Annotated in this window: 18 protein-coding genes; 8 read left to right on the forward strand and 10 right to left on the reverse strand. The window is 63.6% G+C overall.

Translation table 11 applies throughout. The features are described 5' to 3' along the window. Positions 1-92 precede the first annotated feature (92 nt). Complete coding sequence (locus tag CRO75_RS27645) at positions 93-839, forward strand: YkgJ family cysteine cluster protein (RefSeq protein ID WP_097139493.1); 747 nt, start codon at positions 93-95, stop codon at positions 837-839. A gap of 244 nt (positions 840-1,083) precedes the next feature. Here the strand turns inward: CRO75_RS27645 and CRO75_RS27650 are convergent, their stop codons facing one another. Beyond that, on the reverse strand, positions 1,084-1,326 hold the full coding sequence (locus CRO75_RS27650) for a hypothetical protein (RefSeq protein ID WP_007922116.1): 243 nt from the start codon (positions 1,324-1,326) through the stop codon (positions 1,084-1,086). Between the two features lie 238 nt (positions 1,327-1,564). Between CRO75_RS27650 and CRO75_RS27655 the strand changes: the two genes are divergently transcribed. From CRO75_RS27655 to CRO75_RS27685, 7 genes are all read left to right on the forward strand, one after another. Then, positions 1,565-2,734: an efflux RND transporter periplasmic adaptor subunit gene (locus tag CRO75_RS27655; protein ID WP_097139495.1), complete on the forward strand. Its 1,170-nt coding sequence runs from the start codon at positions 1,565-1,567 to the stop codon at positions 2,732-2,734. Then, on the forward strand, positions 2,731-5,826 hold the full coding sequence (locus CRO75_RS27660; RefSeq protein WP_097139497.1) for a multidrug efflux RND transporter permease subunit: 3,096 nt from the start codon (positions 2,731-2,733) through the stop codon (positions 5,824-5,826). Before CRO75_RS27655 ends, CRO75_RS27660 begins: the two co-directional genes overlap by 4 nt. A gap of 9 nt (positions 5,827-5,835) precedes the next feature. Then, the gene (locus CRO75_RS27665; protein ID WP_009045504.1) at positions 5,836-6,513 is read left to right on the forward strand and encodes a heavy metal response regulator transcription factor; all 678 of its coding nucleotides are present in this window, start codon (positions 5,836-5,838) and stop codon (positions 6,511-6,513) included. After that, positions 6,503-7,867, forward strand: coding sequence for a heavy metal sensor histidine kinase (locus tag CRO75_RS27670; RefSeq protein WP_097139499.1), 1,365 nt, complete (start codon positions 6,503-6,505; stop codon positions 7,865-7,867). Before CRO75_RS27665 ends, CRO75_RS27670 begins: the two co-directional genes overlap by 11 nt. 226 nt (positions 7,868-8,093) lie before the next feature. Continuing rightward, positions 8,094-8,318, forward strand: coding sequence for a hypothetical protein (locus tag CRO75_RS27675; RefSeq protein ID WP_097139501.1), 225 nt, complete (start codon positions 8,094-8,096; stop codon positions 8,316-8,318). 232 nt (positions 8,319-8,550) lie between these two features. After that, a complete protein-coding gene (locus CRO75_RS27680) occupies positions 8,551-9,831 on the forward strand; it encodes an OprD family porin (protein ID WP_097139531.1) in 1,281 nt (426 codons plus the stop codon). A gap of 150 nt (positions 9,832-9,981) precedes the next feature. Further along, on the forward strand, positions 9,982-11,472 hold the full coding sequence (locus CRO75_RS27685) for a sensor domain-containing diguanylate cyclase (RefSeq protein ID WP_097139503.1): 1,491 nt from the start codon (positions 9,982-9,984) through the stop codon (positions 11,470-11,472). A gap of 135 nt (positions 11,473-11,607) precedes the next feature. Here CRO75_RS27685 and lpxC read toward each other — a convergent pair whose 3' ends face one another. The 9 genes from lpxC to murD all read right to left on the reverse strand — a co-directional run bounded on the left by lpxC (position 11,608) and on the right by murD (position 22,068). Then, positions 11,608-12,519 carry a UDP-3-O-acyl-N-acetylglucosamine deacetylase gene (gene lpxC, locus CRO75_RS27690; RefSeq protein ID WP_009045509.1) on the reverse strand — a complete coding sequence of 304 codons (912 nt, stop codon included), beginning with the start codon at positions 12,517-12,519 and terminating at the stop codon, positions 11,608-11,610. Positions 12,520-12,631: 112 nt separating this feature from the next. Then, entirely contained in the window at positions 12,632-13,822 is a 1,191-nt protein-coding gene (gene ftsZ / locus CRO75_RS27695) for a cell division protein FtsZ (protein WP_007922129.1), read from the reverse strand. A gap of 65 nt (positions 13,823-13,887) precedes the next feature. Beyond that, positions 13,888-15,147 carry a cell division protein FtsA gene (gene ftsA, locus CRO75_RS27700; RefSeq protein ID WP_007922131.1) on the reverse strand — a complete coding sequence of 420 codons (1,260 nt, stop codon included), beginning with the start codon at positions 15,145-15,147 and terminating at the stop codon, positions 13,888-13,890. 14 nt (positions 15,148-15,161) lie between these two features. Further along, a complete protein-coding gene (locus CRO75_RS27705) occupies positions 15,162-16,028 on the reverse strand; it encodes a cell division protein FtsQ/DivIB (RefSeq protein ID WP_097139505.1) in 867 nt (288 codons plus the stop codon). A gap of 4 nt (positions 16,029-16,032) precedes the next feature. Next, on the reverse strand, positions 16,033-17,001 hold the full coding sequence (locus tag CRO75_RS27710) for a D-alanine--D-alanine ligase (protein WP_007922135.1): 969 nt from the start codon (positions 16,999-17,001) through the stop codon (positions 16,033-16,035). After that, positions 16,998-18,455: a UDP-N-acetylmuramate--L-alanine ligase gene (gene murC, locus CRO75_RS27715; protein ID WP_007922136.1), complete on the reverse strand. Its 1,458-nt coding sequence runs from the start codon at positions 18,453-18,455 to the stop codon at positions 16,998-17,000. Before murC ends, CRO75_RS27710 begins: the two co-directional genes overlap by 4 nt. After that, a complete protein-coding gene (gene murG / locus CRO75_RS27720) occupies positions 18,448-19,518 on the reverse strand; it encodes an undecaprenyldiphospho-muramoylpentapeptide beta-N-acetylglucosaminyltransferase (protein WP_097139507.1) in 1,071 nt (356 codons plus the stop codon). The genes murC and murG overlap by 8 nt, the downstream gene beginning before the upstream one ends. Further along, the gene (gene ftsW / locus CRO75_RS27725) at positions 19,508-20,719 is read right to left on the reverse strand and encodes a putative lipid II flippase FtsW (protein WP_177409793.1); all 1,212 of its coding nucleotides are present in this window, start codon (positions 20,717-20,719) and stop codon (positions 19,508-19,510) included. Before ftsW ends, murG begins: the two co-directional genes overlap by 11 nt. Before the next feature lie 2 nt (positions 20,720-20,721). Then, on the reverse strand, positions 20,722-22,068 hold the full coding sequence (murD, locus tag CRO75_RS27730; protein ID WP_085532335.1) for a UDP-N-acetylmuramoyl-L-alanine--D-glutamate ligase: 1,347 nt from the start codon (positions 22,066-22,068) through the stop codon (positions 20,722-20,724). Positions 22,069-22,073 lie beyond the last annotated feature (5 nt).

Here is a 22,073-nt window from a genome sequence, read left to right on the forward strand (position 1 = left end):
CTGGCGCATAACTTGCTTCGAGAGCGCTATTTAGAGGGCGATGTGAGTCATTCCGTCGCCGCTTCCGCCTTTCGACTATGGCTACCGGCTCAATGAATACTCGTTTTTCCTGCGTAGGCTGCGGCAAGTGCTGCAACGATCACCACGTTCCCCTGACCCTCGGCGAAGCCCGCCAGTGGGCGCGGGATGGCGGCCAGGTGATCGTGCTGGTGGAAGGCTTCCTGAGCAATGGCCTGGGGCTGCCGGCCCAGCAGCGTGAGCACGCCGAACGGCGTTCCTGCGTGGTGCCCAGCGGCAATACCCAGGCCCACGTGGCGATCACCTTCGCCGCCTACAACGTCGGCCCCTGCCGGAATCTTGACGAAGACCAGCTGTGCCGGATCTATGAACGCCGGCCGCTGGTGTGCCGCATCTACCCGATGGAAATCAATCCGCACATCCCGCTCAACCCGGCGGTCAAGGATTGCCCGCCCGAATCCTGGGAAAAAGGCCCGGAGCTGATCGTCGGCAGTGAGCTGGTGGACCGGGAGCTGGCCGAACTGATCCAGCGCTCGCGCCAGGCCGACCGCGACGATATCCACAGCAAACAAGCCATCTGCCAACTGCTGGGCATTCACACCACCGCCCTCAAGGGCGACGGCTTTACCGCCTACCTGCCGGACATGGCCGCCCTGGCCGAAGCCATCGAGCGGGTCCAGGCGCAACCGCTGGCGCCGGCCGGCGAGTGGCTGTTCCATGTCTCCGGTGAAGACATTGCCGGGCAAGTGCAGGACGCCGGCGCCCAGGTGGTGACCGAGGCGCCGCTCACCTACGCCTTCATTTCCTTGCGGGCAGCATGAAGCCCTGCCGCTGACCCGCAGAGTCTCCGGTGTCCGTCAAATCGTTGCGAGCGTGCCGCTCGTACGCAGCCTGCGGCAGCGGCTACACGGATTGGGATATCGCGGCATTAGCGGAACTTGTAGCCGCTGCCGCAGGCTGCGATAAGGCCGAAGGCCTTCGGCGATCTTAAGGTCGTGCGCCCGCTTCGCGGTCGATCGTCCGAACGCAGCCCGAGCCTTCGGCAGCGGCTACAGAAGCTTGGACTCAGCGCTTGCCCATCGAGCGACGGGTGCCGGGTGGCGCCGCGCCTGGGGTCTTGGTGTGGCCGTTGGTGGCGCCGTTCTTGTACCAGGGTTGCTGGGCATTCTTGGCCTGGGCGAACTCGGACGGCTTGAACGGAAACTTGAACGGCGCGATCGCCGGCTTGCCTTCGCCAGGCGCGCTGGCGTCGTCGACCTGGTCGGCGCTGGGCGCGTCGGACACAGGCGGTTGTGCTGGGGTAGTCATGGAAGCTCCGGGTGAAAAGCAAAGGCCGGGCCCGGGGAAGCGGGCCGCGAAGGCCGGCAGTATACCCGCGTTGCGGATCGTTGAGCGGCCGCGACCGTCATCGGCCAAAGGTCATCGGTCGGCCTTTGCTGACAGCGCTGTCAGGCAGGCGTCACGTTGCTGACCGGGTCGGCCGGCTATAAAGGGGCCATCGATTCTGGCCATCTTCCCGTCCCCTTGCCCCCCGGCGCTGGCGTCCATGCGTAATCGAAAAACAACCCTTGTGCTCGCAGGCGTGCTCGCCGTTCTCGCCGCCGTTGGCCTGTGGCACCTGCTCAAGCCGCCCAGCGCCAGACTGGCCGCGCCGACCGCCGTGCCGGTACGGGTGATCAGCGTCGCCCAGCAGGATGTGCCGCGGCATGTCAGTGGCATCGGCTCGGTGCTGTCGCTGCACAGCGTGGTGATTCGCCCCCAGGTGGACGGCATCCTCACCCGGCTGCTGGTCAAGGAAGGCCAGTTGGTCAAGGCCGGCGACCTGCTGGCGACCATCGACGACCGCTCGATCCGCGCCAGCCTCGACCAGGCACGGGCGCAACTGGCGGAAAACCAGGCGCAACTGCAAGTGGCCCAGGTCAACCTCAAGCGCTACAAGCTGCTGACGGTGGATGACGGCGTGTCCAGGCAGACCTACGACCAGCAGCAAGCGCTGGTCAACCAGCTCAAGGCCAGCGCCCAGGGCAACCAGGCCGCCATCGATGCGGCGCAGGTGCAGCTGTCCTATACCCAGATCCGCTCGCCGGTGTCCGGCCGCGTCGGCATCCGCACCGTCGACGAAGGCAATTTCCTGCGCACCAGCGATACCCAGGGCCTGTTCTCGGTGACCCAGATCGACCCGATCGCGGTCGAGTTTTCCTTGCCGCAACAGATGCTGCCGACCTTGCAAGGCCTGCTGGCCGCCGAGCACCCGACCTCGGTGGACGCCTACCTGGGCGCCGATACCGACTCCGACACGGGCGACCGCCTGGGCGAAGGCCACCTGAGCCTGATCGACAACCAGATCGACACCAACACCGGGACCATCCGCGCCAAGGCCGAATTCAGCAACCCCGGGCAAAAGCTCTGGCCCGGCCAACTGGTGACCATCAAGATCCAGACCGCCGTGGAAAAAGCCGCCCTGGTGGTGCCGCCCGGCGTGGTGCAGCGCGGCCTGGACAAACACTTCGTGTATCGGGTCAAGGACGACAAGGTGGAAATCGTCCCGGTGCAGATGGTTTATCAGGACAGCGGCCAGAACATTATCAAGGGTGTGCAGGCCGGCGACCTGCTGGTCAGTGACGGCCAGTCGCGGCTCAAGGCCGGCTCACATATCGAAGTGCTCAGCGAACCGCCGCAACAGATCCAGGCGGCGAACGCGGAGCCACAGCCATGAAGGGCCACGGCTCGATCTCCTCCTGGTGCGTCGATCATCCGGTCGCCACCCTGCTGCTGACCTTCGCCCTGGTGCTGCTGGGCGCCATCGCCTTTCCCCGGCTGCCCATAGCGCCGCTGCCGGAGGCCGAATTCCCGACCATCCAGGTCACCGCGCAACTGCCCGGCGCCAGCCCGGAAACCATGGCTTCCTCGGTGGCCACGCCGCTGGAGGTGCAGTTCAGCGCCATCCCCGGCATGACCCAGATGACCTCCAGCAGCGCCCTGGGCTCGACCAACCTGACCCTGCAATTCACCCTCGACAAGAGCATCGACACCGCCGCCCAGGAAGTGCAGGCGGCGATCAACACCGCCTCGGGCAAGCTGCCCAACGACATGCCGAGCCTGCCCACCTGGCGCAAGGTCAACCCGGCGGACAGCCCGGTGCTGATCCTCAGCATCAGCTCCACGCAAATGCCCGGCACTGAACTGAGCGACTACGTGGAAACCCTGCTGGCCCGGCAGATCAGCCAGATCGACGGCGTCGGCCTGATCAACATCACCGGCCAGCAACGCCCGGCGATCCGCGTCCAGGCCTCGCCCGACCGGCTGGCGGCCATCGGCCTGACCCTGGCCGATATCCGCGTCGCCCTGCAGCAGGCCAGCCTCAACCTGGCCAAGGGTGCGCTGTATGGCGAGTCGAGCATCTCGACCCTGTCGACCAACGACCAGCTGTTCCATCCCGATGACTACGGCCAGTTGATCGTCTCCTACAAGAACGGCGCGCCAGTGCAGCTCAAGGACATCGCCCGGGTCATCAGCGGCCCGGAAAACGCCTACGTGCAGGCCTGGTCCAACGACCAGTCGGGGCTCAACCTGGTGATCTTCCGCCAGCCGGGGGCCAACATCGTCGACACCGTGGACCGCATCCAGGGCGAGCTGCCGCGCCTGGAGGCCATGCTGCCGGCCTCGGTGGACGTGACCGTGCTCTCGGACCGCACCAAGACCATCCGCGCGTCCTTGCATGAAGTGGAAATCACCCTGCTGATTGCGGTGCTGCTGGTGGTGGCGGTGATGGCGCTGTTCCTGCGCCAGCTCTCGGCGACGCTGATCGTCTCCAGCGTGCTCGGGGTGTCGCTGGTGGCCAGCTTCGCGCTGATGTACGTGATGGGCTTCAGCCTGAACAACCTGACCCTGGTGGCGATCGTGATCTCGGTGGGCTTCGTGGTCGACGACGCGATTGTCGTGGTGGAGAACATCCATCGCCATCTGGAGGCCGGCGACGGCATGCGCGAGGCGGCGATCAAAGGCGCCGGCGAAATCGGCTTCACCGTGGTGTCCATCAGTTTCTCGCTGATCGCCGCGTTCATTCCCCTGCTGTTCATGGGTGGCGTGGTCGGGCGACTGTTCAAGGAGTTCGCCCTGACCGCTACCTCGACCATCCTTATTTCGGTGGCGGTGTCGTTGACCCTGGCACCCACCCTGGCGGCGCTGTTCATGCGCGCGCCGACTGATCATCCCCACGATCGCCCGGGCTTCGGCGAACGCCTGCTGGCATGCTACGAGCGTGGGCTGCGCCGGGCCCTGGCCCATCAACGGCTGATGCTCGGCCTGTTCGGCCTGACCCTGGGCCTGGCCATCGCCGGCTATGTGTTCATTCCCAAGGGTTTCTTCCCGGTCCAGGACACCGGCTTCGTGCTCGGCACCAGCGAAGCGGCGGCCGATATTTCCTACCCGGACATGGTGGCAAAGCACCTGGCCCTGGCGAAGATCCTCGGCGCCGACCCGGCGGTGGAAACCTTCTCCCACTCGGTCGGCGTCACCGGCAACAACCAGACCATCGCCAACGGCCGCTTCTGGATCGCCCTCAAGGACCGCGGCCAGCGGGACGTCTCCGCCAGCCAGTTCATCGACCGCATTCGCCCGCAGCTGGCCAAGGTCCCGGGCATCGTCCTGTACCTGCGGGCCGGCCAGGACATCAACCTCAGCTCCGGGCCGAGCCGCAGCCAGTACCAGTACGTGCTCAAGAGCAACGACGGGCCGACGCTGAATACCTGGACCCAGCGCCTGACGGAAAAACTGCGGGCCAACCCGGCCTTTCGCGACCTGTCCAACGACCTGCAACTGGGCGGCAGCATTACCCATATCAGCATCGACCGCAGCGCCGCCGCGCGTTTCGGCCTGACCGCCACCGATGTCGACGAAGCGCTCTACGACGCCTTCGGCCAGCGCCAGGTCAATGAGTTCCAGACCGAAACCAACCAGTACAACGTGATCCTCGAACTGGATGCCCAGCAGCGTGGCAAGGCCGAGAGCCTGAATTACTTCTACCTGCGCTCGCCCCTGAGCGGCGAGATGGTGCCGCTGTCGGCGCTGGCCAAGGTCGACCCGCCCACCGTCGGCCCGTTGTCCATCGCCCACGACGGCATGTTCCCGGCCGCCAACCTGTCGTTCAACCTGGCGCCGGGCGTGGCCCTGGGCGACGCGGTGATCATGCTCGAGCAGGCGAAAAACCAGATCGGCATGCCCGCCTCCATCGCCGGCAATTTCCAGGGCGCGGCCCAGGCCTTCCAGAGTTCCCTGGCCAGCCAGCCGTGGCTGATCCTCGCGGCGCTGGTGGCGGTGTACATCATCCTCGGCGTGCTCTACGAGAGCTTCGTCCACCCGCTGACGATCATCTCCACCCTACCCTCGGCCGGCCTCGGCGCGCTGATCATGCTCTGGCTGCTGGGCCAGGACTTCTCGATCATGGCCCTGATCGGCCTGGTGCTACTGATCGGCATCGTCAAGAAAAACGGCATCCTGATGATCGACTTCGCCCTCGAAGCCCAGCGCAAGGGCGGGCTGTCGCCGCAGGAGGCGATCTACCAGGCCTGTATCACCCGTTTCCGGCCGATCATCATGACCACCCTCGCCGCCTTGCTCGGCGCCTTGCCGCTGATGCTCGGCTATGGTGCCGGCGCCGAGCTGCGCCAGCCGCTGGGGATCGCCGTGGTCGGCGGCCTGCTGGTGAGCCAGGCGCTGACGCTGTTCACCACTCCGGTCATATACTTGTGGCTCGAGCGGCTATTCCATCGGCCCACACCAGCGCCAGCGCTGGCAAGCACATCCTGAGGCGGGGTCATGCGCGTTCTGATTATCGAAGACGAAGAAAAAACCGCGGACTATCTGCACCGCGGCCTGACCGAACAAGGCTACACCGTGGACCTCGCGCGCGACGGCGTCGAGGGCCTGCACCTGGCGCTGGAAAGCGACTACGCGGTGATCGTGCTCGACGTGATGCTGCCCGGCCTCGACGGCTTCGGCGTGCTGCGGGCGCTGCGGGCGCGCAAGCAGACGCCGGTGATCATGCTCACCGCCCGCGAGCGCGTCGAAGACCGTATCAAGGGCCTGCGCGACGGCGCCGACGACTACCTGGGCAAGCCCTTTTCCTTCCTCGAACTGGTGGCGCGCCTGCAGGCCCTGACCCGCCGCAGCGGCGGCCACGAACCGGTGCAGATCAGCATCGCCGACCTGTGGATCGACCTGATCAGCCGCAAGGCCAGCCGCGCCGGCACGCGCCTAGACCTGACCGCCAAGGAGTTCTCGCTGCTCAGCGTGCTCGCCCGGCGCCAGGGCGAGATCCTGTCGAAAACCGCGATCGCCGAGATGGTCTGGGACATCAACTTCGACAGCGACGCCAATGTCGTCGAAGTGGCGATCAAGCGCTTGCGGGCCAAGCTCGACGGGCCGTTCGAACAGAAACTGCTGCACACCATCCGCGGCATGGGTTACGTGCTGGAGAACCGCGGTGCCTCGTAATTCGATTGCCCTGCGCCTGAGCGGGCTGTTCACCCTGGTGGCCCTGCTGGTGTTCCTGCTGATCGGCGGCGCGCTCTATCAACAGGTGGACAAGGGCCTGGGCCTGCTGCCCGAGGCCGAGTTGGATGCGCGCTACAGCGTGCTGGAGTCGGCCCTGACGCGCTTCGGCAACCCGGAGCACTGGGCCAAGATCAACAACAAGCTCAAGCTGCTCAGCGAAGAAGACAAGCGCATCCGTTTCTGGGTGGTCAGCGGCGATCCCGCCTACGAATACGGCAACCCCGACCCGCAGATCCGCCGCTTCGCCCAGGGCCCGCTGGGCAGGCGCGACCTGACCCTGCCCGGGCATCCCTATCCGCTGAAAGTGCTGGTCAGCCAGCTGCCGGCCAAGGAGCTGCGCCCGCCGCTGCGCTTTCTGATCGCCATCGACACCGAGACCTTCTACGAGACCCAGCACCAGTTGCTGATTGCCTTGATCAGCCTGGCCATCGTCGGCGTGCTGCTGGCCTCGGCGCTGGGCTACTGGGTGGCGCGCATTGGCCTGAAACCCTTGATCGGGCTGTCCGAAGAGGCCCAGCGCCTGGCCCCGCCGAGGCTTTCCGGGCGTTTGCAGTTGTCGTCGCTGCCGCCGGAGCTGACGCAGTTCGCCAACTCGTTCAACTCGACCCTGGAGCGGGTTGAACAAGCCTATTCGCGCCTGGAATCCTTCAATGCCGACGTCGCCCACGAACTGCGCTCGCCCCTGACCAACCTGATCGGCCAGACCCAGGTGGCGCTGACTCGCGGGCGCTCCGCCGAGCATTATTTCGAGGTGCTGCAATCCAATCTCGAAGAGTTGGAACGCCTGCGCTCGATCATCAACGACATGCTGTTCCTGGCCAGCGCCGACCAGGGCAGCAAGGCCACCAAGCTCACCAGCACCTCCCTGGCCAGTGAAGTGGCCACCACCCTGGACTATCTGGATTTCATCCTCGAAGACGCCCAGGTCAAGGTCGAGGTGCGCGGCGATGCCCAGGTACAGATCGAGATCGCCCACCTGCGCCGGGCGCTGATCAACCTGCTGAGCAACGCCGTGCAGCACACCGAGCCCGGGCAGGTGATCCGGGTGCAGATCGATGTGCAGGAACATCAGGTGACCATCGCCGTGAGCAATCCTGGCCAGGCCATCGCCAGCGAGCACCTGCCCCGGCTGTTCGAGCGCTTCTACCGGGTCGATGCCTCCCGCAGCAACAGCGGCGCCAACCACGGCCTGGGGCTGGCGATCGTCAAGGCAATCGCCCTGATGCACGGCGGCGACGTGTTCGTGCGCAGCGATGACGGCATGAACACCTTCGGCATCTACTTGCCGATCTGAGCTCTCCCTCTCCTCTGTAGGAGCAGACGCTCGATTGCTCGCGATGGCGGTGCATCAGACACAGCGCGTTGCCCCATCGCCGGCAAGCCTGGTTCCTACAGAGGCGGTGTCAACTATTGCTTTTGGCGTAACAGTGCTTATCCTGTTCGGCGCTTTTTCCAGGCGCCTTGAAGTTATATTTTTGTCGCACCTAATTTGAACTTGCTCTGCAAGAAGGTCTTCAGAAATGTCCAACAGTATGGGTATTGCCAGCGCGTTTGTTTTGTCCTCCCTGTTCTTGGCCCCTATGGCCATGGCCGAAGAATCGCAGACTTTCGCCGCGCATAACGCCGCGCGCGCCGCTGCCTTCCAGGACGCCCAGGAAGCGCTGGCTACCCAGCAACAGAACGGCAAGCAGCCGCAGGAGATCACGGCGGAACAACGCCAGCCGGACGTTCAGAAGGACAGCTGACACCTGGCTACCGACTCGTTTCCCTCGACAACTTCTCTGCTCTACCCCCCGGAGTAAGTTGTCTTAAAGCCGCTGATAACAGCGGCTTTTTTTTGCCATGTAGAACTGACTATTTCATTCGTTTCACCCAGAACAAGAAACACCCGAATCGACAATAACAACTGTCATCATTCATCCAAGGAGCTTTTTACCGGTGAAGGTCACTTCCACTCTCAGCCCGTTTTTCATTGCAATGGCTGCAACTATCGCCCCCAGTGTCCAGGCCACCGACGAGGCCAGCCCCGAGGGCTTCGTCGCAGGCGCAAGCCTCAAGCTCAACGCCCGCAACTACTACATGAATCGCAACCGCCACCAGCAGAACGATGACAACATCGAGTGGGGCCAGGGTTTCCTGGGGATTTTCGAGTCGGGTTATACCCAGGGCACGGTCGGTTTCGGCCTCGATGCCAACGCCATGCTCGGCCTGAAACTCGATGGCGGTGGCGGCACTGACAGCTCGAGCATCCTGCCGGTCAGCGATGGCAGCGGCAAAGCGCCGACGTCGTTTTCCACGGCTGGCGCCACCCTGAAAATCCGCGCCTTCGACACCGAGCTCAAGGCCGGCGACCTGTTTCTCAACAATCCGGTGATCGCCGGCGGCCAGAGCCGCATGCTGCCGCAGACCTTCCGCGGGGTCAGCCTGGCCAACCACAGCTTCGACGGCTGGCTGCTCGAAGGCGGCCAGGCCAGCTTCACCAAGCCCTATAACCAGAGCGGCCGCCGACGTATCGATACGGCCTACGGCAAACTGGCGAATGGCGACGAAAGCCGCTACCTGAACTGGGCCGGCGTGGCCTGGAGCGGCGTGCCCGGGCTGACCAGCAGCCTGTACGCCGCTGAACTCAAGGACATCTGGAACCAGTACTACTACGACCTCGACTACAGCTATGCGCTGAACGAGCTGGTGACCCTGAACCCGGGCTTGCACTTCTATCACACCCAGGACACCGGCGACGCGCTGCTGGGCGACATCGACAACAACACCTACAGCCTGCATTTCACCCTGGGCGTCGGCCATCACAGCCTCACCGCCGCCTATCAGCGCGTGAACGGCAACACCCCGTTCGACTACATCAACCAGGGAGACAGCATCTACCTGGACAACTCCCAGCAGTATTCGGACTTCAACGGCCCCAACGAGCGTTCGTGGAAACTCAAGTACGCCTACGACTTCGCCGGCCTCGGCCTGCCGGGCCTGACTTCGGCGCTCTCCTACTCGCGCGGCGAGCTGGACCTGACCAAGGTCGACCCGCACAGCCGTGGCTACGCCAACTGGTACAGCGCTGGCGGCGAGCACGCCAAGCACTGGGAACGCGACCTTGATCTCAAGTACGTGGTCCAGGGTGGCCAGGCCAAGGATCTGGCGGTCCGCCTGCAGTGGGCCACCAACCGTGGCGGTAACGGTTATGGCGCGCTGGACAATGACACCGACGAATACCGGGTAATCGTCGATTACCCATTCAATGTGTTCTAAGCTCGAATAAGCAAAAGGCCAGCATCATTTTGCTGGCCTTTTTTTTGTCTGCGATTTATACATGCGCCCGCAGGCGCGATCGGTCTCTGCAACTCTGCTTGCTTCATCCGGAAACACCCCTGAAACGTACACACCGCAGAAGTCAGAACCATGAGTGTGAGTAGTGCGACACCCCGCAACACGACCACTTTGACCCGGTCGGAAAGGATGCTGATTCTTGGAAGCTCACTGATGGTCATCTCCATCCTGAGCATCGTGACCTTCTTGCTGATTCGCGAACGCGGCAGCGCCGAAATGGCCGCCACCCGCGCGGCTTCCAACATCGTGCAATTGATCGACGCCGACGTGCTGCGCAACGTCGAGCTGTACGACATATCCCTGCGTGGCCTGATCAGCGCCTCGCAACGCGACGACCTGAAACAGGTATCGCCGACCATTCGCCATATGGCGCTGTTCGACCGGGCCACCGCGGCCCCCTACAAGGGCAACATCCTGCTGCTCGACTCGCGCGGCGACGTGCTCGCCGACTCCGCCTCGGTCGAACCGCGCCAGGGCAACTTTTCCGACCGGGAGTATTTCCAGTCCCATGTGAATAACCCTGATCCGGGCATGCTAATCAGCCGACCGTTCCGCGCCCGCCCGCCCGAGCTGGATTGGCGCATCAGTTTCAGCCGACGCGTGTCCGGCGAGCACGGGGAGTTCCTCGGCGTGGCCGAAGCGGCCATGCGCCTGGACTACTTCAGCCAATTGTTCAAAAGCCTGAATGTCGGCCGCGACAGCTCGGTCAACCTGATCAGTAGCGACGGTATCCTGCTGGCCCAGGAACCACCGCGAGCGGACAACCTGATCGGTCAGGACTTCAGCCAACGGCCCAATTTCATCCGCATCCTGCGCGAGGGGAACGGCAGCTTCAAAGGCATGTCCAGCACCCAGCAGCCGCGCCTGTATACCTTCTCCCAGGTCGGAGACCTCCCGCTGATCGTGATCGTGGCGCTCTCCAGCAATGAAGTCTTCGCCTCCTGGCAGCGCACCGCGCTGGTGGTCGGCGGCGCCACCGGTGCGCTGTGCCTGGGCCTGCTGTGGCTGACCTGGTTGCTTTGCCGGGAATTGCGCCGCCGCCAGAGCGCCGAGCAGGAACTCGCGCAACTGGCCGCCACTGACGCTCTCACCGGCCTGGACAACCGCCGCAGCCTGGACCAGACCCTGGCCCGCGAATGGGGACGCGCGCAACGCTCCCACAGCGCCCTGTCGCTGCTGATGTTGGACGTGGATCACTTCAAGGCCTTCAACGACCGCCACGGCCACCCGCTCGGCGATGAAGCCCTGCGCATCGTGGCCCGGGTGATCAGTGACAATATCCGTCGCCCCGGCGATTTGGCCGCGCGCTACGGCGGCGAAGAGTTCGCCGTGGTCCTGCCGGAGACCGATAACGAAGGCGCCCGGCGTATCGCCGAGCATATCCGCCTGGCGATCGAGCGCCTGCCGCCAATCCGCGACGGCGCCTCGCCAATCACCATCAGCATCGGCCTCAGCACCTGGGCGGGCACACCGAAGTCCAGCCTGGAAGTGCTGTGCTCGATGGCCGACAAGGCGCTGTACCAGGCCAAGGCCGAAGGGCGAAACCGGGTGGTGGCGGGCTGAGCCCATCGTGGCCAAGCCTCGCTTCTATTGGTCCGTGCTGCCCGCGATAACCTCATCAGCCGCGCAGGAATCTGCGGACATAAAAAAAGGCCACCCGAGGGCAGCCTTTAAAAACTAAAGGAAAGAGAGTGTTACTTACACGGCCGCAACCGGACGCATGTAAGAGATCGGTGCAGTGCTGGCATCTTCGAAGGTCACGACTTCCCAAGCGTCTTTCTGCTCAATGAGCTTGCGCAGAAGCTGGTTGTTCAGTGCATGGCCCGACTTGAAGCCTTTGAACTCACCTATCAGGCTGTTGCCCAGCAGGTAGAGGTCACCAATTGCGTCGAGGATCTTGTGCTTCACGAATTCGTCTTCGTAGCGAAGGCCGTCCTCGTTCAGTACACCATCCGCGTCGACCACGATGGCGTTTTCCACGCTGCCGCCGAGTGCGAGGTTGTGCTTGCGCAGGTACTCGATATCACTCATGAAACCAAAGGTACGGGCGCGGCTGACTTCTTTTACGAACGAAGTGCTGGAAAAGTCCACGCTTGCACTCTGGGTGCGGTCACGGAAAACCGGGTGATCGAAATCGATCTCAAAGCTCACTTTAAAACCGTCGAAAGGCACGAAAGTGGCGCGCTTGTCGCCGTCTTCCACTGTCACCTCGCGAAGGATGCGGATGAACTTCTTGGCTGCGTCCTGTTCTTCCAGGCCGGCAGATTGAATCAGGAATACGAAGGGTCCAGCGCTGCCATCCATGATCGGGACTTCGGACGCGGAGAGCTCGACGTAGGCGTTATCGATGCCCAGGCCAGCCATGGCCGAGAGCAAGTGCTCCACCGTGTCCACTTTGGTGTCACCGTTGACCAGGGTGGTCGACATAGTGGTTTCACCAACGTTTTCCGCGCGAGCAGGAATCTGCACCACAGGGTCCAGGTCGGCACGACAAAACACAATGCCGGTGTCGACAGGCGCAGGCTTGAGGGTCAGGTAAACCTTCTCCCCGGAGTGCAGGCCTACACCTGTGGCACGGATAATATTCTTCAGGGTGCGTTGTTTAATCATGGCTTGGGCCGCTTCAGCGCAAATTGCGAACTGGTATCAACAAAGGCTGGCGATAATAGCAGACCAGACCTTTGCTGAACACCAATCACCCTAATACCCCTGATACATTCCATCAATCGGCCTGGCGACGCAGGAAAGCCGGGATGTCCAGGTAGTCCAGATCATCTTGCGGATTCAGCTTCGCCGCAGTCGCAGCACTGGCCTGGGCCTGGTTGCGCATGACGGTCGGACGGTCCAGATCACGGTAGTTGACCGACGGCAGTTCCTGACGGGCAGGTGCTGGCGCCTGTGCAGCGGCCATGGAGGTTTGCACGGTATTGTCAATGACCTTCACAGGCTTCTCGATTTTCGCGCCCAGACCCGTGGCAACCACGGTCACGTGCAGCTCGTCGCGCATGTCCGGATCGATAACGGTACCGACCTTGACCATGGCGTGCTCGGAAGCAAAGGCTTCGATGATGCTACCCACGTCGGAGTACTCGCCCAGGGACAGGTCGGGACCGGCGGTGATGTTCACCAGGATGCCGCGCGCGCCTTGCAGGTTCACGTCTTCCAGCAGCGGGTTGCGGATCGCCGCTTCGGTCGCTTCACGTGCACGGTTAGGACCGCTGGCGCAGCCAGTGCCCATCATCGCCATGCCCATTTCGCTCATCACGGTGCGTACGTCGGCGAAGTCGACGTTGATCATGCCCGGACGCTTGATGATGTCGGAGATACCGCGAACGGCACCGGCCAGTACGTCGTCGGCCTTGGCGAAAGCCGACAGCAGGCTGGCGTCTTTGCCGAGGATGGTCAGCAGTTTTTCGTTGGGAATGGTGATCAACGAATCGACGCTTTCGCTCAGCGCGCGGATGCCTTCATCAGCGATCTGCATGCGCTTGCGGCCTTCGAACGGGAACGGACGGGTCACCACCGCAACGGTGAGGATGCCCATTTCCTTGGCCACTTCGGCGATGATCGGCGCAGCACCGGTACCGGTACCACCGCCCATGCCGGTCGTGATGAACACCATGTTGGTGCCCGCCAGCACTTCAGCGATACGCTCGCGGTCTTCCAGGGCGGCTTGACGGCCGACTTCAGGATTGGCACCAGCACCCAGGCCCTTGGTCACGCCGGTACCCAGTTGCAGGATGGTCCGCGCGCCGATGTTTTTCAGCGCTTGAGCATCAGTGTTGGCGCAGATGAATTCGACGCCTTCGATGTTGCTCTTGACCATGTGATTGACGGCGTTGCCGCCGCCACCGCCGACACCGATAACCTTGATTACCGGACTTGCGGGGACGTTGTCTACGAGTTCGAACATTTTCCCTCTCCTTTCATTTCTCTAGTTTTTTCGCCTACTGCTTACAACTGTGTTGCGGTAAATCTTCAGAAGTTACCCTGCACCCAGCTCTTGATGCGATCGAGCAAGGCGGCCTTGGGTTCGTCGCTGCTGTAGCTGTCCCGGCTGCCGATGCCGGAGAACGAGATACCGTCGGACTGCTTCTGCAGCCCGTACAACAGCAAGCCCACGCCGGTGGAGTAGATCGGGTTGCGCACCACGTCGGACAGGCCTTTGACGGTGTGCGGCACGCCCAGGCGGACCGGCATGTGGAAAATTTCTTCGGCCAGTTCGACTGCGCCTTCCATTTTCGAAGTACCGCCGGTCAGCACGATGCCGGCCGGGATCAGGTCTTCGTAGCCGCTGCGACGCAGTTCGGCCTGGATCAGGGTGAACAGCTCGTCGTAACGCGGCTCGACCACTTCGGCCAGGGCCTGGCGAGACAGCTCGCGCGGCGGACGGTCGCCGACACTTGGCACCTTGATGGTTTCGCCGGCACCGGCCAGCTTGGCCAGGGCGCAGGCATAACGAATCTTGATTTCTTCGGCGTACTGGGTCGGCGTACGCAGCGCCATGGCGATGTCGTTGGTCACCTGGTCGCCGGCAATCGGGATCACCGCGGTATGGCGGATCGCGCCTTCGGTGAAGATCGCGATGTCGGTGGTACCGCCACCGATATCCACCAGGCACACACCCAGCTCTTTCTCGTCGTCGGTCAGCACCGAATACGCCGAGGCCAGCTGTTCGAGAATGATGTCGTCGATTTCCAGGCCGCAGCGACGCACGCACTTTTCGATGTTCTGGGCGGCATTCACCGCGCAGGTCACCACGTGCACCTTGGCTTCCAGGCGTACGCCGGACATGCCCAGTGGCTCGCGCACGCCTTCCTGGTTATCGATCACGTAATCCTGCGGCAGGGTGTGCAGCACCCGCTGGTCGGCCGGAATCGCCACGGCCTGCGCCGCGTCGAGTACCCGCTCCAGGTCCGCCGAGCTCACTTCGCGATCACGAATCGCCACGATGCCGTGGGAGTTCAGGCTGCGAATATGATTGCCCGCCACGCCGACGAATGCCGAGTGGATACGGCAACCGGCCATCAGTTGCGCTTCTTCTACCGCGCGCTGGATCGATTGAACGGTGGACTCGATATTCACCACCACGCCCTTCTTCAGGCCGCGCGATGGATGGGTGCCGATACCGACGATTTCCAGCGTGCCATCGGCCGCGACCTCGCCTACCAGCGCCACCACCTTGGAGGTGCCGATATCCAGACCGACGATCATTTTGCCGCTTTGCACGTTTGCCATGGTCCTGCCTCTTCTTAATTCTTCGCGACGGCGGGTTGGGCCGTCGCGGGCGCTACAGGTTCCCGCCAGCCGACGGCCAGGCCGTTGGCATAACGCAGATCGATGCGCGCGATGTTCGTAATCTGTTCTTTCAGCGTTTTTTCATAAATGGCAATGAAGCGGCGCATCTTCTCCACCAGGTGATCGCGTCCGAGCAACAACTCGATACCAGGACCGGCGCTGCCGGCCCCCGTGGTCAGGAACCAGCTGCCGCGCTCGCGCAACTCCAGACGGGCAATGGAGAAACCCATCGGACGAAGCATCTGGCTCAACACCTGGTACTGCTGCATCACCTGCTGCTGGGCCCGCTGCGGGCCGAACAACTGTGGCAAGTGCTCGTAGTTCGCCAGCTCACGCGGGGTGAAGGCCTGGCCCTGGTTGTTCAACAGCGCCTCGTCGCCCCAACGGGCCACCGGCAACTGCTCTTCCAGGCGAATCACCACCTGATCCGGCCACACACGCCGTACCTCGGCATGAGCGATCCATGGCATCTGTTCCAGCTCGGTACGCATGCTCGCCAGGTCGATGGTGAAGAAACTCGCCGCGACGTAGGGCGCGATCCGTTGCTGCACCGCCTGCTGGCTGATGTAACTCAGGTCGCCCTGCACCGCGACCTTGGTGATCGGCCGGTCGGCATAGGGCAACAGGCGCTGCGCGCCCTCGTAAGTGCCGAAGCCCAGCGCGACCAGCAGCACCGGCCACATCAGGCTTTTCAGCACGCCAAAGTTGGCTTTCGGCAGGCGCGCCGACATCGGCTCCTTGGCCACCATCCGGCTGGCACCGCGCGGCACCGGCTTGCGGCCGGGAGCGGGTTGCTGATGACGTAGCTGGGCGCCTTGCATGGCCTTAACCTCGCGGCTCTGCGTTACTGACGACACTCTCCGCCAGGATGGCCAGAACCAACTGCTGGAAATCCAGACCAGCGGCACGGGCCGCCATCGGAACCAGGCTGTGATCGGTCATGCCGGGAGCGGTATTCACTTCCAGGAACCAGAACTGGCCATCGGCGTCCTGCATCACGTCGGCACGCGCCCAACCGGCGATACCGAGCGCCCCGCAGGCTTTCGCCGTGAGGTCCATGAGCTCCTGCTCTTTATTGCTGTCGAGGCCGCACGGAATCCGGTACTGGGTATCGGAAGCCAGGTACTTGGCGTCGTAGTCGTAAAACGTGTGGGGCGTGCCCAGGGCGATCGGTGGCAATACCTGGCCGCGCAGCGTGGCGATGGTGAACTCCGGACCTTGAATCCATTGTTCAACCAAGACTTGCGAGTCGTAGGTGCTGGCCGCTTTCCATGCGTCGATCAGTTCGGACGCGGATGTCACTTTGGCCATACCAATACTGGAACCTTCATGCGCCGGTTTGACGATCAAAGGCATGCCCAGTTCCGTAGCCGCAGAAATACAATCGGCCTCGGAGCCAAGTACGGCGTGGCGTGGCGTCGGAATACCGAGGCTGTGCCAGACCTGCTTGGTACGCAGTTTGTCCATCGCCAGCGCCGAAGCCAGGATGCCGCTACCGGTGTAGGGAATGCCCATGCATTCCAGCAGGCCCTGCATGCTGCCGTCTTCGCCGCCACGACCGTGGAGGATGATGAAGGCGCGATCGATCTTCTCGTTCAGCAGGCGCTGCAGGAAGTCGTCACCGACGTCGATGCCGAAGGCGTCCACACCGGCGCTCAGCAAGGCTTCGAGCACGGCGTTGCCGGACTTCAGCGAGACTTCGCGCTCGGCGCTCTTGCCGCCGAACAGCACGGCGACGCGACCGAAATCCTTCGGCGCGAGGGTCGAAAACAGAGAGGCGTAGGCGGCGGTCATTTCGACTTCCCCTGACCGGCAGGCACGGCGCCCGCGAACAACGGACTGCCCAGCAGCTTCGGCGCAAGACCGCCGATATCACCGGCGCCCTGGCACAGCAGGATGTCGCCGGCGCGCAGCAGCGGCTTGACCAGCGGTGCGAGGTCGACCCCACGCTCGATGTAGATCGGATCCAACTGGCCGCGCTGACGGATGCTGTGGCACAGCTGACGGCTGTCCGCCCCCGGGATCGGCTCTTCGCCCGCCGGATAGACTTCCATCAACAGCAGGACGTTGGCGTCCGCCAGCACCTGGACGAAATCGTCGTACAGGTCGCGGGTGCGGCTGAAACGGTGCGGCTGGTAGACCATCACCAGGCGACGCTCAGGCCAGCCACCGCGCACGGCCTTGATCACCGCCGCGACCTCGGTCGGGTGGTGGCCGTAATCGTCCACCAGCATCACGTTGCCGCCGTCCACCGGCAGTTCGCCGTAGACCTGGAAGCGACGTCCCACGCCCTGGAAGCCCGACAGGCCCTGGACGATGGCTTCATCGCTGATGCCTTCGTCGGTGGCGATGCAGATGGTCGCCAGGGCGTTCAGCACGTTGTGGTTGCCCGGCATGTTGACCGAGACATCCAGCGGCTCGCGATCGGGACGCAGCACGGTGAAGAAGGTCTGCATGCCCTGCTGGCGTACATTGATCGCGCGCACGTCGGCGCCTTCGTTGAAACCGTAGGTGACGGTCGGACGCTTGACCTGCGGCAGGATCTCGCGCACCACCGGGTCGTCCAGGCACAGCACGGCCAGGCCATAGAACGGCAGGTTGTGCAGGAATTCGACGAAGGTTTTCTTCAGCTTGTTGAAGTCACCGTCGTAGGTCGCCATGTGGTCGGCGTCGATGTTGGTCACCACGGCCACCAGCGGCTGCAGGTGCAGGAAGCTGGCGTCGCTTTCATCGGCTTCGGCGATCAGGTAGCGGCTGGTGCCCAGCTGTGCATTGGTGCCAGCTGCATTCAGCCGGCCACCGATGACGAAGGTCGGGTCCAGGCCACCGGCGGCGAACACCGAGGCCAGCAGGCTGGTGGTGGTGGTCTTGCCGTGGGTACCGGCAACGGCGACGCCGTGGCGATAGCGCATCAGCTCGGCGAGCATTTCCGCGCGCGGCACGACCGGGATGCGGCGTTCCAGGGCGGTGGCCACTTCCGGGTTGGAGGTGTTCACGGCGCTGGACACCACCAGTACATCGGCGTTGGCGGCGTTCTCGGCACGGTGGCCGATGAAGATCTGCGCACCAAAGGATTCGAGGCGCTCGGTGACCGGCGACGCCTTGAGGTCGGAGCCGGAAACCTGGTAGCCCAGGTTCAGCAGTACTTCGGCGATCCCGCACATGCCCACGCCGCCGATACCGACGAAGTGGATGCGACGGATACGGCGCATTTCCGGTTGTGGCATGGCTTTCTGATTCTCAACCATGGGCCACCTCCAGGCAGATATCGACCACGCTACGGGTGGCATCGGGTTTGGCCAGGCGACGTGCGGCGTCGGCCATGCTGTTGAGTCGTTCCGGTTGCATCAAAACCTCTGTCAAGCGAGCGGCAAGGTCCGCTGCGCCAGTCGTTCTTTGCGGCATCAGGAAGGCAGCGCCTTCACGAGCCAAATAATCGGCATTGCGGGTCTGGTGATCGTCGATGGCGTGAGGCAAAGGCACGAGCATCGAAGGCAGACCGGCGGCAGCCAGTTCACTGACGGTCAACGCGCCTGCGCGACAGACCACCAGGTCAGCCCAGCCGTAGGCTTGGGCCATGTCTTTGATGAACGGCTGCACCTGCGCCTCGACGCCGGCGGCGCGATAGCGCTCTGCAGTCACTTCATCGTGGTTTTTGCCGGCCTGATGAAACACTTCCGGACGCAGCTCGGGGGAGACCAGCGCCAGGGCTTCAGGCAGCAACTTGTTCAACGGCTCTGCTCCCAGGCTTCCACCCAGGACCAGCAAACGCGCCTTGCGTCCGGCCAGGGCCTCGCGCGGTGTATCGAGGAACAGCTCGGTGCGCACCGGGTTGCCGGTGGTACGCCGGCTGCTGGAGGCACCAAAGGTGTCCGGGAAAGCTTCGCAGACTCGGGCCGACAACGGCACCAGCAGCCGATTGGCGGTACCGGCGACCGAGTTCTGTTCATGAACGATCACCGGCACGCCGGACAGTTTTGCCGCGACGCCACCAGGGCCGGTCACATAACCGCCAAAGCCCAGCACGCAGACCGGCTTGAGCTGACGAATGATCCGGCGCGCCTGCAGCACCGCCTTGAGCAGCACGAATGGCGCCTTGAGCAGCGACAGCTTGCTCTTGCCACGCAGGCCGCTGACGTTGATCAGGTGCAGCTGCAGGCCGGCATTCGGCACCAGTTCGTTTTCGATGCCGCGCGGGGTGCCGAGCCAGTGCACGGTATAACCGCGCGCCTGGAATTCGCGGGCACAGGCCAGCGCCGGGAACACGTGACCGCCGGTGCCACCGGCCATGATCAGCACGTTAGCGCCCATGGCTTGGCTCCTCGGCGAAGTCGCTCTCGCTGAACTCCATCTCTTCGCTGCCCAGGTGGGTCCGACTCTCCCATTCGATGCGCAGCAACAGACCAAGACAGGCGCAGCAAATCACCAACGAACTGCCGCCATAACTGAGGAACGGCAAGGTCAGGCCTTTGGTCGGCAACAGGCCGACGTTCACCCCGATGTTGATCAGGAACTGGCCGATCCACAGGAACGACAGGCCATAAGCGACGTAGGCGGCAAAGAACTGCTTGGCTTTCTCGGCCCACAGGCCGATGTACATGCCACGGATACAGACGAAGACGAACAACGCCACCGTGCACAGGGAACCCACGGCGCCCAGCTCTTCGGCCAGGACCGAGAACACGAAGTCGGTGTGGGCTTCCGGCAGGTAGAACTGCTTCTGCACACTGTTGCCCAGGCCAACGCCCAGCCATTCGCCACGACCGAAAGCGATCAAGGCCTGGGACAACTGGTAGCCCGCGCCGAACTGGTCGGCCCAAGGGTCGGCAAAGTTGGTCAGGCGCGCCATTCGATAGGGCTGCATCTGAATCAGCAGGACCACCGCCGCGACCGCCAGGACCACCATCAAGGAGAAGCGGAACAGCCCGACCCCGCCGAGGAACAGCATCGCCGCCGCGGCCCCCATCATCACCACGGTGGCGCCGAAGTCCGGCTCCATCAGCAGCAGGCCAGCCATCGGCAACAGCACGATGAATGGCTTGAAGAAGCCCATCCAGCTTTCGCGCACTTCTTTCTGGCGACGCACCAGGTAACCGGCGAGGTAGATCACCACGAACACCTTGGCGATCTCGGAAGGCTGGACGTTGAAGAAACTGAAGCCGATCCAGCGCATCGAACCGTTCACCTCGCGGCCGATCCCCGGGATGATCACCATCACCAGCAAACCGAAGGCACCGAGCAGCATCATCCAGCCCAGACGTTGCCAGGTGGCGATCGGAATCATCATGGTGACGATGCAGGCACCCAGGCCCAGCACCACGTAGATCAGGTGGCGAATCATGTAATACAGGGCGCTGCCCGATTGCACCGCCGCCACTTCGGTGGAGGCCGAGGCGATCATGATCAGCCCGAGGCCGAGCAGCGCCAGGCAGCCGGCGAGCATCGGGAAGTCGAGGTCGACGCCGCGCCCGGTGATGATCGGCGATGGATAAGGCTTGATGATGTCTCTCAGGTTCATGCCAGATCCTCCACGGCGCGGACGAACTGGTGACCACGATCTTCGTAATTCTTGAACATGTCGAAACTGGCGCAGGCAGGCGACAGCAGCACCACGTCGCCGGACTGGGCGACGGCACGGCATTGCGCCACGGCGTCGACCAGGGAGCCGACACGAATCAGCGGCACGGCATCGCCGATGGCCTCGCCGATCTTGTCGGAATCGCGACCCATCAGGATCACGGCGCGGCAGTTGGCCGCCACCGGATCGCGCAGGTCCTTGAACTCGGCCCCCTTGCCGTCGCCACCGGCGATCAGCACGATCTTGCCTTCGATATCCGCGCCCAGGCCTTCGATGGCCGCCAGTGCGGCGCCGACATTGGTGGCCTTGGAATCGTTGTAATACCCCACGCCATCCAGGTCGCGAACCCACTGGCAGCGGTGCTCGAGGCCGGCGAAGGTACGCAGGGCCGAGAGCATGGCATCGAACGGCAGGCCGACCGCATGCCCCAGGGCCAGCGCCGCCAGGGCGTTGGACTGGTTATGGGCGCCACGGATCTTCAGCTCGCGCACCGGCATCAGGTTCTGGAATTCGAAGGCCAGGTATTTCTCGCCATTCTCTTCACGCAGGCCGAACGCCTTGAAATCGGGTTTGCTCAGACCGAAGGTCCAGCACGGCAGGCCTTCGCCGATCAATGGCCGGGTCAGGGCATCCTGGCGGTTGAACACCACTTGCCGAGCGCCACGGAAGATCCGGTGCTTGGCCAGGTGATACGCCGGCAGGCCGCTGTAGCGGTCCATGTGGTCTTCGCTGATGTTCAGCACGGTGGCCACTTCGGCACCCAGCTGATCGGTGGTTTCCAGCTGGAAGCTGGACAGTTCCATGACATACAGCTCGACGTCGTCGCTGAGCAGGTCCAGGGCCGGCGTGCCCAGGTTGCCGCCCACGGCGACCCGCTTGCCTGCTGCCGCGGCCATTTCCCCCACCAGGGTGGTCACGGTGCTTTTCGCGTTGGAACCGCTGATGGCGACGATCGGCGCCTTCGCGTTACGCGCGAACAGCTCGATATCGCCGGAGAGTTTCACCCCACGGGCGGCGGCGGCTTGCAGGGCCGGGGTCGCCAGGGCCAGGCCGGGGCTCACGTAGAGCTCGTCGGCACGGCACAGGAAGTCGACGTCCAGCTCGCCACAACGCACTTCCACATGCGGATAGTCACGGCGCAGCGTGGCCAGTTCCGGTGGATTTTCCCGCGTATCGGCGACGGCAAACGACACGCCCCGGTTCGCCAGGAAGCGAACCAGGGACATGCCGCTCTTGCCGAGGCCGACAACGATGCGGAAGTGGTCAGAAGCGATCAGAGACACTCGTT

The sequence above is a fragment of the Pseudomonas sp. LAMO17WK12:I10 genome (genome assembly GCF_900215185.1).
Lineage (GTDB): Bacteria > Pseudomonadota > Gammaproteobacteria > Pseudomonadales > Pseudomonadaceae > Aquipseudomonas > Aquipseudomonas chlororaphis.

What these genes read in the sequence shown, in the direction of transcription:
- CRO75_RS27645 (WP_097139493.1), top strand. Translation starts at nt 93, where the DNA reads ATGAATACTCGTTTTTCCTGCGTAGGCTGCGGCAAGTGCTGCAACGAT.
- CRO75_RS27650 (WP_007922116.1), bottom strand. Translation starts at nt 1,326, where the DNA reads ATGACTACCCCAGCACAACCGCCTGTGTCCGACGCGCCCAGCGCCGAC.
- CRO75_RS27655 (WP_097139495.1), top strand. Translation starts at nt 1,565, where the DNA reads ATGCGTAATCGAAAAACAACCCTTGTGCTCGCAGGCGTGCTCGCCGTT.
- CRO75_RS27660 (WP_097139497.1), top strand. Translation starts at nt 2,731, where the DNA reads ATGAAGGGCCACGGCTCGATCTCCTCCTGGTGCGTCGATCATCCGGTC.
- CRO75_RS27665 (WP_009045504.1), top strand. Translation starts at nt 5,836, where the DNA reads ATGCGCGTTCTGATTATCGAAGACGAAGAAAAAACCGCGGACTATCTG.
- CRO75_RS27675 (WP_097139501.1), top strand. Translation starts at nt 8,094, where the DNA reads ATGTCCAACAGTATGGGTATTGCCAGCGCGTTTGTTTTGTCCTCCCTG.
- CRO75_RS27680 (WP_097139531.1), top strand. Translation starts at nt 8,551, where the DNA reads ATGGCTGCAACTATCGCCCCCAGTGTCCAGGCCACCGACGAGGCCAGC.
- CRO75_RS27685 (WP_097139503.1), top strand. Translation starts at nt 9,982, where the DNA reads ATGAGTGTGAGTAGTGCGACACCCCGCAACACGACCACTTTGACCCGG.
- lpxC (WP_009045509.1), bottom strand. Translation starts at nt 12,519, where the DNA reads ATGATTAAACAACGCACCCTGAAGAATATTATCCGTGCCACAGGTGTA.
- ftsZ (WP_007922129.1), bottom strand. Translation starts at nt 13,822, where the DNA reads ATGTTCGAACTCGTAGACAACGTCCCCGCAAGTCCGGTAATCAAGGTT.
- ftsA (WP_007922131.1), bottom strand. Translation starts at nt 15,147, where the DNA reads ATGGCAAACGTGCAAAGCGGCAAAATGATCGTCGGTCTGGATATCGGC.
- CRO75_RS27705 (WP_097139505.1), bottom strand. Translation starts at nt 16,028, where the DNA reads ATGCAAGGCGCCCAGCTACGTCATCAGCAACCCGCTCCCGGCCGCAAG.
- CRO75_RS27710 (WP_007922135.1), bottom strand. Translation starts at nt 17,001, where the DNA reads ATGACCGCCGCCTACGCCTCTCTGTTTTCGACCCTCGCGCCGAAGGAT.
- murC (WP_007922136.1), bottom strand. Translation starts at nt 18,455, where the DNA reads ATGGTTGAGAATCAGAAAGCCATGCCACAACCGGAAATGCGCCGTATC.
- murG (WP_097139507.1), bottom strand. Translation starts at nt 19,518, where the DNA reads ATGGGCGCTAACGTGCTGATCATGGCCGGTGGCACCGGCGGTCACGTG.